Annotated in this window: 18 protein-coding genes and 1 tRNA gene; 10 read left to right on the forward strand and 9 right to left on the reverse strand. The window is 63.3% G+C overall.

What is annotated here, in order from left to right:
* The first annotated feature begins 230 nt into the window (after nucleotides 1-230).
* Nucleotides 231-482: a hypothetical protein gene (locus tag Q8Q53_RS08880; RefSeq protein ID WP_305701409.1), complete on the forward strand. Its 252-nt coding sequence runs from the start codon at nucleotides 231-233 to the stop codon at nucleotides 480-482.
* Here the strand turns inward: Q8Q53_RS08880 and Q8Q53_RS08885 are convergent.
* The 4 genes from Q8Q53_RS08885 to Q8Q53_RS08900 form a co-directional block, all read right to left on the reverse strand.
* Nucleotides 433-1,170 (reverse strand): phosphatidylcholine/phosphatidylserine synthase, encoded by a 738-nt coding sequence (locus Q8Q53_RS08885; RefSeq protein ID WP_305701425.1) that lies wholly within the window; start codon nucleotides 1,168-1,170, stop codon nucleotides 433-435. The genes Q8Q53_RS08880 and Q8Q53_RS08885 overlap by 50 nt on opposite strands.
* Nucleotides 1,171-1,223: 53 nt before the next feature.
* On the reverse strand, nucleotides 1,224-1,973 hold the full coding sequence (locus Q8Q53_RS08890; RefSeq protein WP_305701410.1) for a phosphatidylserine decarboxylase: 750 nt from the start codon (nucleotides 1,971-1,973) through the stop codon (nucleotides 1,224-1,226).
* On the reverse strand, nucleotides 1,973-3,100 hold the full coding sequence (locus Q8Q53_RS08895; RefSeq protein ID WP_305701411.1) for a beta-ketoacyl-ACP synthase III: 1,128 nt from the start codon (nucleotides 3,098-3,100) through the stop codon (nucleotides 1,973-1,975). Before Q8Q53_RS08895 ends, Q8Q53_RS08890 begins: the two co-directional genes overlap by 1 nt.
* 371 nt (nucleotides 3,101-3,471) lie before the next feature.
* Entirely contained in the window at nucleotides 3,472-3,675 is a 204-nt protein-coding gene (locus Q8Q53_RS08900) for an AlpA family transcriptional regulator (RefSeq protein WP_305701412.1), read from the reverse strand.
* 427 nt (nucleotides 3,676-4,102) lie between these two features.
* Between Q8Q53_RS08900 and Q8Q53_RS08905 the strand changes: the two genes are divergently transcribed.
* From Q8Q53_RS08905 to Q8Q53_RS08915, 3 genes are read left to right on the forward strand one after another with little or no spacing between them, the layout of a single operon-like run.
* Nucleotides 4,103-6,007, forward strand: coding sequence for a potassium transporter Kup (locus tag Q8Q53_RS08905; protein ID WP_305701413.1), 1,905 nt, complete (start codon nucleotides 4,103-4,105; stop codon nucleotides 6,005-6,007).
* A gap of 8 nt (nucleotides 6,008-6,015) precedes the next feature.
* On the forward strand, nucleotides 6,016-7,449 hold the full coding sequence (locus Q8Q53_RS08910) for a DUF4118 domain-containing protein (RefSeq protein WP_305701414.1): 1,434 nt from the start codon (nucleotides 6,016-6,018) through the stop codon (nucleotides 7,447-7,449).
* Nucleotides 7,446-8,120 carry a response regulator transcription factor gene (locus Q8Q53_RS08915; RefSeq protein ID WP_305701415.1) on the forward strand — a complete coding sequence of 225 codons (675 nt, stop codon included), beginning with the start codon at nucleotides 7,446-7,448 and terminating at the stop codon, nucleotides 8,118-8,120. The genes Q8Q53_RS08910 and Q8Q53_RS08915 overlap by 4 nt, the downstream gene beginning before the upstream one ends.
* An 8-nt stretch (nucleotides 8,121-8,128) precedes the next feature.
* On the opposite strand, the gene Q8Q53_RS08920 is transcribed toward Q8Q53_RS08915, so the two are convergent.
* The gene (locus Q8Q53_RS08920; protein ID WP_371136536.1) at nucleotides 8,129-8,422 is read right to left on the reverse strand and encodes a conjugal transfer protein TraD; all 294 of its coding nucleotides are present in this window, start codon (nucleotides 8,420-8,422) and stop codon (nucleotides 8,129-8,131) included.
* 7 nt (nucleotides 8,423-8,429) lie between these two features.
* The gene (locus Q8Q53_RS08925; RefSeq protein ID WP_305701416.1) at nucleotides 8,430-8,735 is read right to left on the reverse strand and encodes a conjugal transfer protein TraD; all 306 of its coding nucleotides are present in this window, start codon (nucleotides 8,733-8,735) and stop codon (nucleotides 8,430-8,432) included.
* A 172-nt stretch (nucleotides 8,736-8,907) separates the two neighbouring features.
* On the opposite strand from Q8Q53_RS08925, the gene traA reads away from it, so the two are divergent.
* Nucleotides 8,908-11,793, forward strand: coding sequence for a Ti-type conjugative transfer relaxase TraA (traA, locus tag Q8Q53_RS08930; RefSeq protein ID WP_305701417.1), 2,886 nt, complete (start codon nucleotides 8,908-8,910; stop codon nucleotides 11,791-11,793).
* A 10-nt stretch (nucleotides 11,794-11,803) separates the two neighbouring features.
* Nucleotides 11,804-12,559: a DUF6118 family protein gene (locus tag Q8Q53_RS08935; RefSeq protein ID WP_305701418.1), complete on the forward strand. Its 756-nt coding sequence runs from the start codon at nucleotides 11,804-11,806 to the stop codon at nucleotides 12,557-12,559.
* On the opposite strand, the gene Q8Q53_RS08940 is transcribed toward Q8Q53_RS08935, so the two are convergent.
* From Q8Q53_RS08940 to Q8Q53_RS08950, 3 genes are all read right to left on the reverse strand, one after another.
* Nucleotides 12,537-13,589, reverse strand: a complete 1,053-nt coding sequence (locus Q8Q53_RS08940) for a site-specific integrase (protein ID WP_305701419.1) — start codon at nucleotides 13,587-13,589, stop codon at nucleotides 12,537-12,539. The genes Q8Q53_RS08935 and Q8Q53_RS08940 overlap by 23 nt on opposite strands.
* Before the next feature lie 42 nt (nucleotides 13,590-13,631).
* Nucleotides 13,632-13,757, reverse strand: coding sequence for a hypothetical protein (locus Q8Q53_RS08945; protein ID WP_305701420.1), 126 nt, complete (start codon nucleotides 13,755-13,757; stop codon nucleotides 13,632-13,634).
* A 196-nt stretch (nucleotides 13,758-13,953) separates the two neighbouring features.
* A tRNA-Tyr gene (locus Q8Q53_RS08950) sits at nucleotides 13,954-14,039 on the reverse strand.
* A gap of 162 nt (nucleotides 14,040-14,201) precedes the next feature.
* Here Q8Q53_RS08950 and rlmB point away from each other — a divergent pair.
* The 4 genes from rlmB to Q8Q53_RS08970 are packed head-to-tail and all read left to right on the forward strand — an operon-like array spanning nucleotide 14,202 to nucleotide 17,989.
* The gene (gene rlmB / locus Q8Q53_RS08955) at nucleotides 14,202-15,002 is read left to right on the forward strand and encodes a 23S rRNA (guanosine(2251)-2'-O)-methyltransferase RlmB (protein ID WP_305701421.1); all 801 of its coding nucleotides are present in this window, start codon (nucleotides 14,202-14,204) and stop codon (nucleotides 15,000-15,002) included.
* A 59-nt stretch (nucleotides 15,003-15,061) separates the two neighbouring features.
* A complete protein-coding gene (locus tag Q8Q53_RS08960; protein ID WP_305701422.1) occupies nucleotides 15,062-15,916 on the forward strand; it encodes a hypothetical protein in 855 nt (284 codons plus the stop codon).
* A 34-nt stretch (nucleotides 15,917-15,950) separates the two neighbouring features.
* The gene (gene argJ, locus Q8Q53_RS08965) at nucleotides 15,951-17,177 is read left to right on the forward strand and encodes a bifunctional glutamate N-acetyltransferase/amino-acid acetyltransferase ArgJ (protein WP_305701423.1); all 1,227 of its coding nucleotides are present in this window, start codon (nucleotides 15,951-15,953) and stop codon (nucleotides 17,175-17,177) included.
* A complete protein-coding gene (locus Q8Q53_RS08970) occupies nucleotides 17,174-17,989 on the forward strand; it encodes an inositol monophosphatase family protein (RefSeq protein WP_305701424.1) in 816 nt (271 codons plus the stop codon). Before argJ ends, Q8Q53_RS08970 begins: the two co-directional genes overlap by 4 nt.
* Nucleotides 17,990-18,187 lie beyond the last annotated feature (198 nt).

Consider the following 18,187-nt stretch of genomic DNA (forward strand, 5'->3'; position numbering starts at 1 on the left):
CGGGCCGCCCCTAACCCATGATTTCCGGGAAATCCAGCCTTTAACGCCGCGCCAGCCCGGCGAAATCGCACTGCCCGTTAAAAAACCGCTTGACGGGAACGGAACAAAAGGGGAACGTCTAGGCATCGAGTGAGCGACTGGAACAAACTAAGCACAAAGTGAAGTTATCCACAAGCCCTCCACAGCCTGTTCACAGGTGCGAAAGCACCGAAACCAAGGATGCCAGCGTGATGACCGGACTGCTGATGATCGTTCTGTTCACCGCCACTCTGCTCGTGGTGGCCGGGGCCATGCGCGCCACCTGGCGCGATCACGGGCAGCATGCGCTGGCCATCCACGCGCAGCGCGGTGACGCCGCCGTGCCGCATGAAGTGCGCTGGACGATCCGCGCGGTGGGCACGCCCAGCCGGATCAATGTGCTGGACTTCCCCGTCAGGCAGCCGGCGCGGTCGGTTCCGCAGCCGCAGCCCGCCGCCGCTTGACCCGCCCGTACTGGATCATCGCGACCGGCAGAAAAGCCAGATAGACCGCGCAGATCGCAACCAGCGTCCACCACGGTTCGGTCAGCAAGGCGGCACCGACCAGGCCGAACAGCGCGATGACTTCCAACCGGAAGCTCTTGCGCGGGCGCAGCCGCCCCCAGCTGAACGTCGCCACGTTGGAAATCATCAGGAACCCCATCGCGATCAGCCAGCCGCTGACCAGCAGCGGGGTGCGGAACAGTTCTTCGCCGGTCACGAACCACAGATACATCGGCAGGAACACCAGCCCCGCCCCGACCGGCGCAGGCACCCCGGTCAGGTATCCGGCGGCCTTGCGCGGTTCATCCGCCATATCGATCCGGGCATTGAACCGCGCCAGCCGCAGCGCGCAGGCGATGGCATAGGCCAGCGCCGCGAACCAGCCGAGCCGGGGCAGATCCTGTAGCGACCACAGGAACAGGATCAGCGCAGGCGCGACCCCGAACGAGACGTTGTCGGCCAGACTGTCCAGTTCCGCCCCGAACCGCGACTGCGCCTTCAGCAGGCGAGCAATCCGCCCGTCGATCCCGTCGAGGATCCCGGCGACGACCACCGCCAGCACCGCCATCCGGAAATCGCCCATGATCGCAAACCGGATGCCGGTCAGCCCCATGCACAGCGCCGCCGCCGTAATCGCATTGGGCACCATCGCCCGCAGCGTCAGCCCGCCCGGCAGCAGTCCGCGTTCGGGCGGCCCACCGGTCACTGGCTGATCCCCTCGATCAACGGTTGCTGCCCCAGTTCCGCCAGAATCGTTTCACCAGCGACGATCTTTTGCCCCATCAGCACTCTCGGTTCGGTCCCGGCGGGCAGATAGACATCCACCCGGCTGCCGAACCGGATCAGGCCGACGCGCTGACCGGCGGCCAGCAGATCGCCCGGCTTGACGAACGGCACGATCCGGCGCGCCACCAGCCCGGCGATCTGGGTGAAACCGATCTTCAAGCCATCGCCGCGTTCGATCAGGATGTGCTGGCGCTCATTCTCTTCGCTGGCCTTGTCGAGATCGGCATTCAGGAACTTGCCCGGAATATAGACCACCCGGCGCACCGTGCCGCCAATCGGCGCGCGATTGATGTGGACATCGAACACCGACATGAAAATCGAAATCCGCGTGACCGGGCCAGCCGTCAGGCCGACCGCGCCGCTGCCATCATCGAACACCAGTTCGCGCGGCGGCTCAACCTGCTGGATCAGTGTCACCAGACCATCGGCAGGCGCGACGATGAATTGGTCGCCCTGCGGGGTCACGCGCTTCGGATCACGGAAGAACGCCAGGATGCACAGCACCAGACCGGCGAGCGGCCAGGCCAGCGTTTCCATCGCAAACGTCGCAGCCAGCCCACTGAGGATCGCGGCGATCGCAGCGAACTTGTGGCTTTCAGGATGAAACGCGGGCCAGTTCCAGCTCGCCTCGCCGCGGCCCCGATTGTCGAGCACTTCGTTTGCCATTACGCCACCTTCCGCACGAATACGGTGCCAGCGGAATAGCCCGCACCGAACGAGCAGATTACGCCCGTGTCACCAACGCCAAGGTCAGTGTTGTAGAGATGAAAGGCAATGATCGACCCGGCGGACGATGTATTGCCGTAAGTATCCAGCACCGTCGGACTTTCATCCTCGCTGGCCTCATGCCCCAGCACGCGCTGGGAAATCAGGCGGTTCATGCCCTGGTTGGCCTGATGCAGCCACAACCGCCGCAAGGCCGCCGGGTCCAGCCTCAGATCGCCCGCGTGGTCCGCGATCATGGCCGCAACCATCGGCACCACTTCCTTGAACACCTTGCGCCCTTCCTGAATGAACAGCTTGTCCGGCGCACCGATGGTTTCGGGCGTCGCGCAGTTCAGGAAGCCGAAATTGTTGCGGATATTGTTGGAAAACACCGTCTTCAGCCGCGTGCCGACGATTTCCCAGTGCGGGGTCGGGGCGATGTCCTTTGCCTCGACCAGCACTGCGGTCGCCACGTCGCCAAAGATGAAGTGGCTGTCGCGGTTGCGCATGTTGTTGTGGCCGGTGCAGATTTCCGGACTGACCACCAGCACCGAACGCGCATTGCCCGCCCGGATGAAATCCGCCGCGGTCTGGATGCCGAACGTGGCCGAGGAACACGCAACGTTCATGTCAAACGCGAACCCCTCGATCCCCAGCGCCTGCTGGATTTCAATCGCCATCGCCGGATAGGGACGCTGCATGTTCGACGCAGCACACAGCACCGCATCGACGTCCTTGGCCTCGCGCCCGGCGGCAGCCAGCGCGGCCTGCGCCGCTTTGACGCCCATTTCGGCCATCACCGACAGTTCCTCGTTCGGCCGTTCGGCCCAGCGCGGAACCATGATGTCGGGATCGAGCAGCGATTCCTTGCTCATCACGAAGCGCGACCTGATCCCGCTCGCCTTCTCGATGAACTCGACCGAACTGGGCGCGAGTTCGGCCACGGTTCCGGCGGCAATCTCGCCCGCATGCGCCGCGTTGAACCGGGCGACATACGCGTTGAAACTTTCCACCAGCTCCTCGTTCGAGATCGAGTCCGGGGGTGTGAACAGGCCGGTGGCCGAAATGACAGGTGTGATTTCGCTCATCGTCGCCGTCTAATGCCCAGCGCCGCGCCCGACAAGTCTGGAAGGAATTTGGCGCTCTGCCAGCGGACATACCGGCCGGGATGCCGGAAGAAATGCCGGAAGAATTGGTGGTGGCAGGGCTTGTATCGAACTAACAACGTATCTAGTTGAAAACTGATGCTATTCATGTCGCGCAGTCAATCACCCCCACATTATCCCCCACATTTTTGACTACGCCCGAAGGCTGATTGGTCAAAACACTGCGTAAAAAATGCGATGCTGCGCCAAGCTGTGCGCGCAACCAACAGTGACAAACCATGGCATCTGACGCCCAGCCTGTCACTACTGTTGCACGCTTCAAGTCAGCTTTGGCCATGCAGGCTGGGATGATCTTACGTCTCCCCATCGTTACGATAGGCGACCGGATCATCGATCCAGCGGTTCACGGCGGACTCCCGCCAGCCCGCGCCATGGACGCTGATCTTCACCTGTTGAGGGAACGTCCCCCCGGCGATCTTGCGATACATGGTGGAACGGGAAAGCCCAGTGCGGGCGAGGACGGTTTTCAGGCGGATGATCTTTTCTTGATTGGTCATGGCATTCACATCCATTCGTTGGCGACTATTGAACCTCCCTGGAATTGAGGATTGGTTGGCGAAGGCGAACGCGCAAGAACATTTGCGGTACATCGCAGTGTCGCGCGCAATCGGCCTTTGCCGAAAAGGCCAGCCATGAGAAGGATTTGGATGGTTAGAGACGGTAGCGGACGGAAGCGCCTGCGGACCGGCGGTGGGAAAATTTATCCGCGCCAACCTGCGAAATGCGGTGCTGTGCCGGAATACCCAGCCTTAGGCGCGCAAGTATGCGGCGTGGCTGGCGGATATTGCGTGCGAATCGCGCAGGTGATCGAAGCAAGCAGCGTCGCCGCGCTTTACGCCTTCTTTATGCCTCCAACATTCAATCCACATGGAACCTTAACGCCCGTCCGCAGCACTGCTTGGCCTTCGTATCGGAGGCGCATACGTGGATCAGGCATCACACTCTCAACGCAATTCCCTGGCGGCACTGACTCTTGGCGCCATCGGTGTGGTGTACGGCGATATTGGCACAAGCCCGCTCTATGCCTTCCGTGAAGCATTGGCGCAGGCAGCGCATGACGGGATCGCGCGCGCAGAAATTCTGGGCGTCCTATCGCTGGCGTTGTGGGCACTGATTCTTGTCGTCACGTTGAAGTACGTCCTGTTTCTCAGCCGGATGGACAACAACGGTGAAGGTGGTGTGCTTTCATTGATGGCCCTGGCCAAGCGGGCAACAGGTGGTCGGTGGTCGATCGTACTGCTGCTCGGCAGTGCCGGGGCTGCGTTGTTTTATGGCGATGCGATCATCACCCCAGCGCTATCCGTGCTTTCCGCCGTTGAGGGACTTAAAACCATTCCAGGACTGGGAGGCATGACTGAACCGACGATACTGGGTATCACGGTTGGCATCCTGATCGCCCTGTTCGCAGTTCAGGCGCGCGGCACGGCTGGAGTCGCGGTCATGTTCGGCCCGGTATGCGTGGTGTGGTTTCTGGCGTTGGCGGGCCTTGGCCTGTGGCACATTGCAGATGCCCCGCAGATACTTGCCGCCTTCAACCCGCAGCACGCCATTACCTTCATGACATCGCATGGGATGACTGGGCTATTCGTGCTTGGCGCGGTGTTTCTCACTGTTACCGGGGCGGAAGCGCTGATCGCTGATATGGGGCATTTCGGGCGAAAGCCGATTCAGCTTGGCTGGTTGAGCTTTGTCTGGCCCGCGCTTACGCTCAACTATCTGGGTCAGGGTGCACTGGCACTGAAAGCACTTGCCATCGCGGAAGCGGCGAAACAACCGATGGCCAATTCCGACTGGTTTTTCATCATGGCGCCCGACATGCTGCGTGCGCCGCTGGTGGTACTGGCCACACTGGCGACGATCATCGCCAGCCAGGCGGTCATCACCGGTGCCTATTCGCTGTCGCATCAGGCCATTGCGCTGGGCTTGGTCCCGCGCATGACGATCCGCCAGACATCGGCCCAGCAGATGGGGCAAATCTACATGCCTGCGGTCAACTGGCTGCTGCTGCTGGGCGTTTTGCTTCTGGTATTCGGCTTCCGCTCCAGTTCGGCTATGGCGGCTGCCTACGGAATAGCGGTGACCGGCACAATGGTGGTGACCACCTGCCTGGCCTTCATCATCGCCTGGAAGTTCTGGCGGTGGGAGCCGGTATGGACGGCGTTGCTGGTGGCCCCGTTTCTTGCGCTCGACCTGTTCTTTTTCGGCGCGAACATCCTGCGCGTAAGCGAAGGCGGCTGGGTGCCGCTGGTAGTCGCCAGTGCAGTCGGCATTGTCATCTTCACCTGGCTCAAGGGTCGCAAGGCCGCCGCCGAACGGACGATGGAGCAGGGCGTGCCGCTTGCTGACATGGCTGGCGCACTGGCCGCGCGTCCACCAGTCACCATTGAAGGGACGGCTGTATTCCTGACGCAGGATCTCGATGTCACGCCATCGGCCCTGCTACACAACCTCAAGCACAACAAGGCGCTGCACCGCTCCAACATCCTGCTTAAGGTGGAAACGCAGACGACCCCATTTGTCGAACTCGAAGATCGACTTGTGACCGAGCGGGTCGATAACCGATTCCTCAAGGCGCGACTGCGCTATGGCTATATGGACAAGATCGACGTGCCGAGCGATCTAGCCCGCGAACCGTATTTGCTTTCAGCCTCAGGGGGAACTTCGTTCTTTGTTGGCCGAAGCGCCATCCGGTTTGCCGCAAAACCGGCCATGCCGCGCTGGATGACGGTTCTTTTCATGATCCTGCACCGCAACTCAGCTGACCCCACCGCCTATTTTGCGATCCCGCCCAATCGCGTTGTCGAACTGGGCAGCCAAATTGAACTATAGTCCGTGAGATGAATCGAAGCATCACTCCTTGGCTCGAAGCCTTACTCGCCGTCGCCGCCATTATCTGGCTAACGGCAGCACAACTTCCGGTGCTTGGCCTGGCATCGTCCGCACTACTCTTTCTGCTTCCAGTCCTCATGGCATCGGTGCGAGGAGGAGTAGGGCCTGGCCTGTTTGCTGCCATCGCAGGAGCCGCCAGCTACAACTTCTTCCTGCTTGAGCCGCGTTACACTTTTAGAGTTCATCAACTCGACAATCTCATCAGCGTGTTGGTGTTGGTCGCCCTTGCATTGGTTACAAGTCGCCTCGCATCCCGTCTGATGCAGCGAGAAGCAGAGGCGCAAGAACGCGCGAAGCTAAGCGCAGAATGCGCGGAGATCTCAAGCCTGCTGGCCGGGCAGCCTCCGCAAACTGCGCTGGTCACCGCAGCCAGCCTGATCGAAACCCGCTATGGCAAGCTAATTCTGCTTTCCGAGGGAGCAATGCCCAACGACGGCGCTGCATTCTCGTCGCTCGACGTTGCCGCCGCCGCATGGGCTGCGCACAACGGTGATATAACCGGGCACGGCAGCGAAGTGATGCCCGCCGCCGACTGGACCTTTCTGCCGCTTGCACTGAAGAACGAGCGCGACGGCAGGGTAGCTGCGCTTGCACGACCGATGGACGGAACAACGCGGCCAACCAGCCAGATCGATCATCTGCAGCAACTCACCCTCCTGTTGGGCCAAGGACTGGACCGCGAGGCACTTGAAATCGAGCGGCGGGAACGAGAAATGCTCGAGGAGCGCGATCATCTACGCCGCGCGTTCCTGGCTTCGCTCGCGCATGATTTCCGCACTCCCCTGACCGTTATTTCTGGTCGTTTGTCCGTTCTTGCACAAAAGAATTCCGAAGCGCGAGATGCCCTTGCCGCCGCTCAGCGACTCGATCGCATGATGAACGACTTGATCGGCGCGGCACGAATTGAAGGGGGTTCGCTCACACCCCATCTGGAAAACATCGACCTGATAGATGTTGTCAGTATCGCCTGTGAAGACTTGCAGATCCCACCGCAGATCACCCTCAACCGAAATGTCCCGGCGGACCTTCCATTTGTGATCGCCGATCCGGTTTTGCTGCGCCATGTACTCGCCAACCTGATCGACAACGCCTTCCGACACGCCAACAGCACCGTGACTATATCCGCTGACGGCGAGGGCAACTGCGTTTCGCTGAAAGTAGGAGATGATGGGCCGGGCGTGCCCTCATCAGAGCAGGCACGCATATTCGAACGCTTCGCCCGCGCCGAGGGTTCTGACCGGACTGATGGCAGTGGTCTAGGGCTTGCCATCGTCAAAGGTTTTGCCGATGCAATGGCCATGTCTGTCACAATCGAGAACATGGATGAAGGCGGCGCGCGCTTTGCCCTGGCCATTCCGATGGCTGCGAAAGCTGTTGAATGAGCCGTATCCTTTGCATTGACGATGAACCGGCGATCCTACGGCTTCTCGCCGTGGTTCTTGAGGTGGACGGGCACGAAGCTATTGCCGCAACAAACGGACGCGAGGCGCTTGCCATTGTCGCGCATGACGACATTGCCGCCGTCCTGCTCGATCTTGGTTTGCCCGACCGTGACGGACTTGAACTTATTCCCGCACTCCGCGCCCTGCGTACAGTCCCCATTCTCGTGATCTCAGCGCGCACCGATATTTCGGAAAAAGTCACGGCGCTCGATCTTGGCGCCAGCGACTATATTACCAAGCCCTTCGACGGCGAAGAAGTGCGGGCCCGATTGCGTTCCGCGCTGAGGCTGTCGGCAGGCACGCATCTATCAGGCGGGGAGCTTCATTGCGGAACCATCCGCATGAACCCCGATCGCCATGAAGCCGAGGTTGCCGGTCGCCAATTATCCCTCACGCCCAAGGAATATTCCGTTTTGTTGGCGCTGGTCGAAGCGGGCGGAAGGGTACTTACCCATGCAGCACTTCTGGAGCGAGTGTGGGGCAAAGCGCACAAGGCCGACGTCGAATATTTGCGCGTCGCCGTTCGGGCACTTCGGCTCAAGATCGAGGACGATCCTTCGCGTCCTGCTATCATTCGAAACGAACCTGGAGTCGGCTATCGGTTGAGCTAGTGGCATATTCAATCGACAGTTTGGCGTGCCGCCAACGCATTCTTCGATTCCGTGGCGTTGATCGCTTCCAACTCCATTTCAAACGCTCGCTTGCCCTTGCGCTTCCACAGCACCAGCGCCTGTTCCCTTTCCTCGCCGCGCAGCTTTGCCGCGACCATAAGGAACGCGCCGTAAAGCGTGGCGCGATCATCATCGGCGAGCTCGACCAGCCCCGCTTTCACGACGAGACCACCCAGTTCGATCAGTTGCCGTGTGCGTTCGCGTCGCTTGACCTGCCATTCGCGCATGTCGGTGCGGGCCAATGCTGCCTCAAGCCGATGCCGCGCCGCCGTCAAGCGGGAGAGCGCCATCTGGCTGGCCTTGAGGTCCGCTGCCACGCTTGCGCGCCTTGCTCTGAAAGAAGGCCGCGCCACGCTTGCGCCACGCCTCCTTCCTCTGGGCTTCGCTCGTTTCCGCAATGACGAGCAGCGCACCGGCCAGCGTTTCCGCATCGGTCGCATCGGCCCCGGTGGCGATCACCAGTTCGCCGAGTTGCTGCACGCGGCGTTCCTTGAGTTGCCTTGCCTTGTCGGCAAGCGCCTTCAGCTCCGAATCAAAGTCACGTGGTTTACGCATCGAAGTTCTCCATTGAGAGGTGATGCACTGATGATAATATCGATGCTCTGCCAATGCTGTAGAGTCGTCGGGACGGCCTGATACTGAATAGTCCCGAGCAGGATTTTATCATGGGAGGGCGCGCTTATACGTCGTGCCGACGTGCGCTTGGTGGCGTAAATGGATTGCCGTCATGGCGATCTTCCACCTCTCCGTCAAAGTCATCAGCCGGTCGAGCGGGCGCAGCGCCGTGGCCGCCGCTGCTTATCGCGGAGCCGAGCGGCTGCATGACGAACGGCTCGACCGCGACCATGATTTCACCAACAAGGACGGGGTCGTCCATTCCGAAGTGCTGTTGCCGGAAGGCGCGCCGGAAGAGTTCGCCGACCGCGAAACGCTCTGGAACGCTGTCGAGGCTGCCGAGAAACGCAAGGATGCGCAGCTATCCCGCGAGGTCGAATTCGCCATTCCGCGTGAGCTTAGCAAGGAACAGGGCATCGAGCTGGCGCGCGAATTTGCCGAGGCCGAGTTCGTCGAAAAGGGCATGATCGCCGACCTCAACGTCCATTGGGATATTGGCGCGGACGGCCAGCCCAAACCCCATGCCCATGTCATGCTCACCATGCGCGAAGTCGGCAAAGACGGGTTCGGCGCGAAGGTGCGCGACTGGAACAAGGCCGAACTCGTCGAGCAGTGGCGCGAACGCTGGGCCGATCATGTCAATCAGCGCCTGGCCGAACTCGATATCGACGCGCGGATCGATCACCGCAGCCTGGAGGCGCAGGGCATTGCGCTGGAGCCACAGGACAAGATCGGCCCAGCAGCCTCGCGCATGGGTGTGCGCGGGCTGGAGGCCGAACGCATCGAGGAACACCGCGCCGTCGCGCAGCGCAACGGCGAGCGGATCATTGCCAATCCGGCTGTCGCACTGGACGCGATCACGCACCAACAGGCGACGTTCACGCCCCGCGACCTTGCCATGTTCGCCCATCGGCACAGCGATGGGAAGGAGCAGTTCGACCTGGCCATGAGCGCGGTGCGCGGATCGTCCGACCTGATCGCGCTGGGCAAGGATGGACGCGGCGAGGAGCGGTTCACTTCGCGCCAGATGATCGAGACCGAACAGCGGCTTGGCCGCGCATCGGAATTGCTGGCAGAACGCGAGCGGCATCAGGTCGAAGATCGTGGCCGGGAAGGCGCACTGGCGCGCGCCGAGACACGCGGCCTGATCCTGTCCGGCGAGCAGCGTGCGGCGTTCGAGCATGTGACCGACGGGCGCGGCCTCAGTGTCGTTGTCGGCTATGCCGGGACTGGCAAGAGCGCGATGCTGGGGGTTGCGCGCGAGGCCTGGGAGAGCGCGGGCTACACCGTTCGCGGCGCGGCGCTGTCCGGCATTGCCGCCGAGGGGCTGGAGCACGGTTCGGGCATTGCCTCGCGCACCATCGCCAGCCTTGAACATCAGTGGAGCAAGGGCCGCGAATTGCTCACCTCGCGTGACGTGCTGGTGATCGATGAGGCAGGCATGGTCGGCACGCGCCAGATGGAGCGCGTTCTCTCCCATGCCGCCGATGCAGGCGCAAAAGTTGTCCTCGTCGGCGACCCGCAGCAGCTCCAGGCCATCGAAGCCGGAGCCGCCTTCCGCGCGATCCATGAACGCCACGGCGGCGTCGAAATCAGCGAGGTGCGCCGCCAGCATGTAGGTTGGCAACAGGATGCAACGCGGCATCTCGCTACCGGGCGCACCGGCCTTGCCATTCAGGCCTATGGCGAACGCGGCATGGTTCATGTCGCCGATACGCGAGAGGCAGCGCGCGGTGAGCTGATCGAGCGTTGGGACCGCGACCGGCAGGCCAGCCCCGGCGAAACGCGGATCATCCTCACCCACACCAATGAGGAGGTGCGCGAACTCAATGACGCGGCGCGCGGGCGACTGCGTGCGAGCGGCGAACTTGGTAACGACGTGGCCATCCGTGCCGAGCGTGGCGAACGCCAGTTTGCCAGCGGCGATCGCATCATGTTCCTGCTCAACGAACGCGGGCTTGGGGTCAAGAATGGCACCCTGGGAACTATTGAGCAGGTGACGCCGCAACGCATGGCCGTGCGCACCGACGATGGCCGCAACGTGGCTTTCGACACCAAGGATTATGCGCACATCGATCACGGCTATGCCGCCACGATCCACAAGGCGCAGGGCATTACGGTGGACCGGGCGCACGTGCTGGCGACGCCAGGCATGGACAGCCACGGTGCCTATGTCGCGATGTCCCGCCACCGTGACGGCCTTGCCTTGCATTATGGCCGCGATGACTTCGCCGACCAGTCCAAGCTTGTGCGGACGCTGAGCCGCGAGCGCGGCAAGGACTTGGCCAGCGACTACAGGCCCGAGCAGCAGTTTGCCGAACGGCGCGGCTTCACCTTCCGCGAACGTATCGTGGAGATCGCCCGGCAATTGCCGGAACGGGCGAAGTCGATCTTCGCTGGCTTCCGTCCGCAGGCCCAAAAGCTCGAAGCACTGCCGAGCGATCAGGCTGGCCTGTCCGATCAGCGCCGAGCGGTCGAACGCTACGCCCGCGCCGCCGCTGATATCGGGCAGTTGCGCGAACAGGGATTGTCGGTCCTGCCACACCAAAGCGACGCACTGGAAAAGGCCGGGAAGGCGCTCGATGCGATCCGGCCGCATGGCACAGCAGACCTTGCCATCGCCTTGCAGCGCCAGCCCTCGCTGGCCCGTGAGGCCGCCGATGGTCGCAGCCAAAGCGCGGTCCACGCCATGCAGCTAGAAGCGGAAATCCGCATCGACCCCGCGCAGCGCGCCGAACGCTTTGTCAGCGACTGGCAGCGGCTGGGGCGGCTTCGGGAAACGATGCAGCAGCGCGGCGACATGAACGGAGCACGCCAGGTCTCCAGCCGTATGGTCGACATGACGAAGGGACTGGAGCGCGACGCGCAGGTCGAATCTCTGGTGCGCGGACGGGCGCACGAACTTGGCGTCAAACCAGAACTCGGTCGCGATCTGGCCCGCGACCTTGCCGCTTCCGTGTCGATGGAACGCAGCCGATCAATCGGCATGGGCCTTTAGGAGAAACGAAATGGAAAATGCGCAAGCCGATGACGTCGAACTGGAACTGGACCTTGAGCCGGAACCCGATGCTCCCGCCGCTCAGGCCGCAGGCGATCCCGCCGCCGAGGCATTTGCCCGCCTTGAAGGCGAGCTGGCCCTCATGCGCCGAGCGGTCCAGCACCTTGCCGCCGAGCGCGCCGACATTGTCATTCCCGACTACGGCACGACCCTGACCGACATGGCCAAGCGGATGGGCGCGATCAGCGAGAGCCTGAAGGGCATGGCTGGTCATCCGGCGATGCAGATGACTCCTGACAGCATTGGCAATCGGATCGCCGCCGCAGCGGAATCGGCGCGCCGCGCCGATCACGACCGGATCACTCAGGCGCGGGACGATTTACACCATGCAGTCCAAGCGATGCACAACGTCACCGCCCATGCCCGCACCGCCGCCGAGCAGCGGCAGCAGCTCTGCCAGGTGGCAGGCGGAGCATTGCTGGCAGGTATCCTGCTATGGTCTTTCCTTCCCGGCACAATCGCCCGAGCCATGCCCGATAGCTGGCACTGGCCCGAACACATGGCGACGCAAATGGTTGGAGAATCCACGCGCTGGGATGCAGGCGCGCGGCTGATGCAGGGTGACAGCCCCGAGGCATGGAACGCACTGGCACAGGCCGCTGACATCCAGCGCGACAACCGTGATGCCATTGTCGCTTGCCGGAAGTCTGCCTCAACCTCGAAGCAGTCAGTTCGATGCACCGTCAAGATTCAGCCACTTCGCTAACCGGCATCTCCCCATTGAAGGACTTTCCCGAGCAATAACGCCCCCAAGCCTCCATCAGCTTCACACGCGCGCCCGGCTGGCCCGGTGTGCCAAGATAGGTTGTGCGACGATAGGCCGCCTGCACCGCATCAGGCGTCTTGTGCGCGAGTCCTGCCTCCACCACGGCGTCGGCGATGCCTTCGTTCGCCGCCCAATCTGTGAAGGCGGAACGGAAGCCGTGAACGTGGAACGGTTCGCTCATGTCTCGCAGCACCTTGAGCAGCGTCATGGCGGACATTGGGTTGCCCGCCACGCCGGGGAAAACAACATCGCTTTCCGCCATCCGCAAGGCATCGGCTTTCGCCAACACCGCCACAGCGGCGTCAGAGAGCGGAACCATGTGGGCCTTGCTCCGCTTCATGTGATCGGCGGGAATCGTCCACAGACGCCCCTCCAGGTCAAATTCGGCCCATGTCGCCAGCCGAACCTCTTGTGACCGGGTGCCGGTGAGGATGAGCAGTTCCAGAGCCAGCCGCCCGAAGGATGGCTTGCGGCGCAATGCGGTTATGAAACCGGGCAACGCAACGTAAGGCATGGCTTTGCGGTTTTCCCGCGCCTTCACTTGCCGGGGCAGACCGCGCCCAGCTTTCAGGCTGCCATTGCCCGATGGGGCTTCCCGTGAACGCCAGCCTTTGGCGTGGGCGTAATCCAGCACTGCGCATATCCGGTTACGCACCTGACGTGCGGTTTCGAGAATCTCCTGCCAGATTGGCGTCAGCACGGTGATGATGTCGGCGGCAGTGATTCCCCCGGTTGGCATCTCTCCCAGCTTCGGGAAGGCGTAGTTTTCCAAACTGGCGAGCCACTGGCGGGCATAGACGGCACTTTTCCAGCCCGCTTCGTTCTCGGTGTGATACTGGCGCGCCGCCGCGCTGAACGTCACCTTGGCAGCGGCCTCGTCTTTGCGCTCTGCCAATACGTCGCGCCGGTCGATCTTGACCGCCTTGCGATACCCGCTGGCCTTGTCGCGCGCTTCCGCCAGCGACAGCAACTTGGCACTGCCCAGACCAATATCTTGCCGCTTGCCGTCACGCTAGAGTCGCAAGGTCCATGACGCACCGTCCCGTTTATCCACTTTCAGGAACAGCCCTTCCCCGTCCTGATAGGTGCCCGGATTCGCCAAAGCCGCTTTGACCGCCAGCGCCGTAAGCTTGCCCATCGATCTTCCCCCACACTTTCACGCCCCGCTTCGAGAGGCCCATGTGTGGGGGAAAGCCGATTTTCCCCCACACCTCCCCCACACTTCGCTCCGGCTGCATGCGAACGACAGCGGACGAGCGGGGGCAATTGCAGGATGATGCGCTAGGTTTTCCGGGACTTCTAGGGACATCGGCGGACGTTGCCGGATAAGTCGGTGGTGGACAGGGCTGGATTCGAACCAGCGTACGCTCTCGCGGGCAGATTTACAGTCTGCTGCCATTAACCACTCGGCCACCTGTCCACACCAGTTGCCGGTGCGGGGCGAACCCCGCTTGAATAGTCCCCGCAAAGGGACCGTCCGGCCGAGAGGCGGCTCCAATGGCGAACCGAAATCCCGCTGTCAACAGTTGCCTGAAATCCGGGCGACTGGCAGGGGACGAATTATGCAACAGGAAATCATGCCATGAACCGTAAAGCCGAAGCCAAGCCATCCCGCGCGCTGCGCGGCCGTGCAGGCCGCATGCAGGGCGGCCGGGGTTCGGGCCGCGCCAGCACCGGCGCGGTGCGGCTGTGGGGCCGCCACGCGGTGGAAGCCGCGCTCAAGAATCCGGAACGCCGACACCGGAAACTGTGGGCCACGCGCGAAGGCGTCGCCTCGCTCGACGGGGAACTGCCCGCCAACTTCCCGGTGGAATACGCCCAGCCCGCCGATCTGGCGCGACTCGTCGCGCGCGATGCCCCGCATCAGGGGCTGGTGCTGGAATGCGATGGGCTGGAAGACGTCTATCTGGAAGATGTGCTGGACGGCGATCCCGCCCGGCCGCTGATCGTGCTCGATCAGGTTACCGATCCGCACAATGTCGGCGCGATCATGCGTTCAGCCGCCGCGTTCAATGCCTGCGCCATCGTTACGCAGGACCGCCACGCGCCGCCCGAATCGGGCACGCTGGCCAAATCGGCGTCGGGCGCGCTGGAACTGGTGCCGTGGGTGCGGGTGGTAAACCTGGCCCGCGCGCTCGATGAAGTGGCCGAAGCGGGCTATTGGCGGATCGGACTGGACGGCGATGGGCAGTCCAGCTTGGGCGATGCCCTGCCCGCCGGACCGGTTGCGCTGGTGCTGGGCGCGGAAGGCGAAGGGATGCGCCACAACATCGCGCAGCACTGCGATGCGCTGGCCCGCCTGCCGATTTCCGATGCGATTGAGAGCCTTAACGTTTCAAATGCCGCGGCGATTGCACTATACGCGATTGCCACCCGCAGCTGATTTTGGCAGCTGACCGATCAGGAGACTTGCCGATGCCCCAGCCCCGTTCATTTCGCCGCATGGCCCTGACCGGAATGGCCGCGGGGCTGAGCCTGCTGCTCAGCGCCTGCCTGATCTCGCCCGGCAAGTTCGCGTCCACCATCGACCTGCGCAAGGACGGGACGTTCGCTTATGGCTATCAGGGCGAAATCCACATGCTGGGGCTGAGCAAGCTGGCCGAAATGGGGTCCAAGGCCAAGGGCGATGCCGAATTCACCGCCGTCCCCTGTTACAAGGACGATGGCGACTTCGAAGAACGCAAGTGCACAAAGGAAGAAGTCGCCCAGCAAAAGGCCGACTGGGAAGAGGAACAGAAAAGCGCGGTTGAGCGGGACAAGAAGAACGCGGAAATGATGCGCGCGATGCTGGGCGGGATCGACCCGACCAACCCGCAAGCGGCTGAGGAACTGGCCGATCGCCTGCGCCGTCAGGCCGGGTGGAAGACCGTGACCTACAAGGGCAACGGGGTGTTCGTGGTCGATTTCCAGCTGTCAGGCCGGATTGACCATGACTTCATCTTCCCCACCATCGAACGCTTCCCCGCTGCCAATCCGTTCGTGATCCTGAACCGCCGCGCCGACGGTGCGGTGCGGGTGGAAGCGCCCGGTTTTGGCCCTTCGGCCAGCGGCGGCGGCATGAGCAACTTTGCCCAGCTGATGGCGATGGGCGCTGCGGCTGATGAGAAGAAAGAGGGTGAGGAAGCCCCCGAACTCCCCCAGCTGGAAGGCACGCTGACGCTGACCACCAACGGCGCCATTCTGGCCAACAACACCGATGAAGGCCCGGTCGCCACGACCACCGGCCAGAAGCTGGAATGGAAGATCACCCCGCGCAGCACCACCGCGCCAACCGCGCTGGTCAAGCTGGGCGGCTAGCCACGGGCGCGCGGCGGCGCTAGGGGCTGGGGCCATGTCTGACGCCGTCTCTCCGCTCGCCCGCCCCTTCCCCGCCATGCCCGCGATTGCCGGGGTGACGCTGCGCGTCGCGCGCGCCGGCTACAAGGACTGGGGCCGCTGCGACCTGACGTATGCCGAATTCGCCGAAGACACGGCGGTGGCGGGCGTGTTCACACGCAACGTGTGTTGCTCCTCCGAAGTCGAATTGGGCCGCGCCAACGTGAAACAGGGCCGCGCGCGGGCGCTGGTGGTCAACGCCGGGAATTCCAACGCCTTCACCGGCTATCGCGGGCGCGAGGCGGTGGACGCGATCATGGCGCAAGTGTCCGCGCACATCGGCTGCCCGCCGGAACAGGTGTTCGTGTCCTCGACCGGCGTGATCGGCGTGCCGCTCCCCAAGGACAAGGCCCGCGCCGGGATCGAGGCTGCGCTGATCGCCCAGCCCTGCGGCTGGGAAGATGCCGCCAACACCATCGGCACCACCGACACGTTCGCCAAGGGCGCGATGGCGCAGGCCGTGGTCGATGGCCGCACCGTGACCCTCACCGCGATCATCAAGGGCAGCGGCATGATCGCGCCCGACATGGCGACGATGCTGGGCTATATCTTCACCGATTGTGCGATTGCGCCGGACTATTTGCAGGAACTGCTCTCCGCCGCCAGCGACAGGACGTTCAACTGCATCACGGTCGATAGCGACACCTCCACCAGCGACACCGTGCTGGCCTTCGCCACCGGCAAGGCCGGTAACAGCCAGATCAACTGTTCCGGTTGCCCCGGCGCGGATGCGTTCGCTGCTGCGCTGGAGGATGTCTGCCGCCAGCTGGCCCATCTGGTGGTGCGTGACGGCGAAGGCGCGCAAAAGTTCATCGCCGTGAGCGTGACCGGCGCGGTCAGCGATGCCAGCGCGCGGCGGGTCGGCCTCGCCATCGCCAATTCGCCGCTGGTCAAGACCGCCATCGCGGGTGAGGACGCCAACTGGGGCCGCGTCGTGATGGCCGTGGGCAAGGCCGGGGAACCGGCGGACCGCGACAAGCTGTCCATCGGCTTCGGCGGCGTGTGGGCCGCGCGTGACGGCCAGCCGCTCGCCGATTATGACGAAGCCCCGGTCACCGCGCACCTCAAAGGGCAGGACATTTCGATCGAGGTCAATCTGGGCCTCGGCGAAGGCCGCGCGACGGTGTGGACCTGCGACCTGACCCACGGCTACATCTCGATCAACGCGGATTACCGTTCATGAGCCTGAGCAGCGCAGTCGAGGCGATCATGCGCGAAGCGGCGACCCGCGCGATCCTGCCGCATTACCAGACGCTGCGCGCCGACCAGATCGAGGACAAGGCGGCGGACGATGCGGTGACGGTCGCCGATCACGCAGCAGAGGCGATCCTGTCCGAATTGCTGGGCAAACTGCTGCCCGAAGCCGCCATCGTGGGTGAGGAAGCGGCCCATGCCGACCCCGCCGTGCTGGACCGGCTGGGCGACGCGCTGTGCTGGATCATCGACCCGCTCGACGGCACCAACAACTTTGCGAAGGGCAAGCCGCCGTTCGGCATCCTGGTCGCGCTGGCCGAGCGCGGGGAAACCATCGGCGGCTGGATTTATGATCCGCTGCGCCAGCGGTTCTGCCATGCCGAACGCGGCACCGGCGCGTGGATCGGGGATGAGCGGATCACGGCGCGCGCCAGCGGAGCAACCCCGCCAATTGCCGCGATCTCACTGGTCTTTGCCGATGCCGACAAGCGCGAAGCGCTGAAAACGCACATCGCCCCGCACTACACGCTGGTCGACATCCCGCGCTGCGCGGCGGAACAGTATCCGCGCATCGTGCTGGGCGAAAACGACATCACGATTTTCGAACGCACGCTGGCGTGGGATCACGCCGCCGGGGCATTGTTCGTGAACGAAGCGGGCGGGAAAGTCTGCCGCCCGGATGGCTCCCCCTACCGCGTGGATGAACACTTTCGCCCCAGCCTGATCGGCGCATCGACGCCCGCACTGTGGGATGATCTGGCCGGGCGGATGGCAGAAATGCAGGACAGCGCGGCGCGATAGCCGCCGGTCTTGCTTCTCCCCTCCCGCAGGCGGGAGGGGTCGGGGGAGGGCCTGTTACCCAGACCCAAAAAACCAATCCCGTTCGTGTCGAGCGAAGCCGAGAAACCACGCGCAGCCCCCGCGTGTCGCGCCTTCGCTCGACACCAACGGGCAGGGAGAGTGACGCGCACGGTCAGGATAGTGGGGAAGGCAGCTAAC

It is taken from the genome of Novosphingobium sp., assembly GCF_030699305.1.
Classification (GTDB): domain Bacteria; phylum Pseudomonadota; class Alphaproteobacteria; order Sphingomonadales; family Sphingomonadaceae; genus Novosphingobium.

Coding starts and splice junctions, on each gene's coding strand:
- Q8Q53_RS08880 (WP_305701409.1), top strand. CDS start 231: ATGACCGGACTGCTGATGATCGTTCTGTTCACCGCCACTCTGCTCGTG.
- Q8Q53_RS08885 (WP_305701425.1), bottom strand. CDS start 1,170: ATGGTGCCCAATGCGATTACGGCGGCGGCGCTGTGCATGGGGCTGACC.
- Q8Q53_RS08890 (WP_305701410.1), bottom strand. CDS start 1,973: ATGGCAAACGAAGTGCTCGACAATCGGGGCCGCGGCGAGGCGAGCTGG.
- Q8Q53_RS08895 (WP_305701411.1), bottom strand. CDS start 3,100: ATGAGCGAAATCACACCTGTCATTTCGGCCACCGGCCTGTTCACACCC.
- Q8Q53_RS08900 (WP_305701412.1), bottom strand. CDS start 3,675: ATGACCAATCAAGAAAAGATCATCCGCCTGAAAACCGTCCTCGCCCGC.
- Q8Q53_RS08910 (WP_305701414.1), top strand. CDS start 6,016: ATGAATCGAAGCATCACTCCTTGGCTCGAAGCCTTACTCGCCGTCGCC.
- Q8Q53_RS08915 (WP_305701415.1), top strand. CDS start 7,446: ATGAGCCGTATCCTTTGCATTGACGATGAACCGGCGATCCTACGGCTT.
- Q8Q53_RS08925 (WP_305701416.1), bottom strand. CDS start 8,735: ATGCGTAAACCACGTGACTTTGATTCGGAGCTGAAGGCGCTTGCCGAC.
- traA (WP_305701417.1), top strand. CDS start 8,908: ATGGCGATCTTCCACCTCTCCGTCAAAGTCATCAGCCGGTCGAGCGGG.
- Q8Q53_RS08935 (WP_305701418.1), top strand. CDS start 11,804: ATGGAAAATGCGCAAGCCGATGACGTCGAACTGGAACTGGACCTTGAG.
- Q8Q53_RS08945 (WP_305701420.1), bottom strand. CDS start 13,757: ATGGGCAAGCTTACGGCGCTGGCGGTCAAAGCGGCTTTGGCGAATCCG.
- rlmB (WP_305701421.1), top strand. CDS start 14,202: ATGAACCGTAAAGCCGAAGCCAAGCCATCCCGCGCGCTGCGCGGCCGT.
- Q8Q53_RS08960 (WP_305701422.1), top strand. CDS start 15,062: ATGGCCCTGACCGGAATGGCCGCGGGGCTGAGCCTGCTGCTCAGCGCC.
- argJ (WP_305701423.1), top strand. CDS start 15,951: ATGTCTGACGCCGTCTCTCCGCTCGCCCGCCCCTTCCCCGCCATGCCC.
- Q8Q53_RS08970 (WP_305701424.1), top strand. CDS start 17,174: ATGAGCCTGAGCAGCGCAGTCGAGGCGATCATGCGCGAAGCGGCGACC.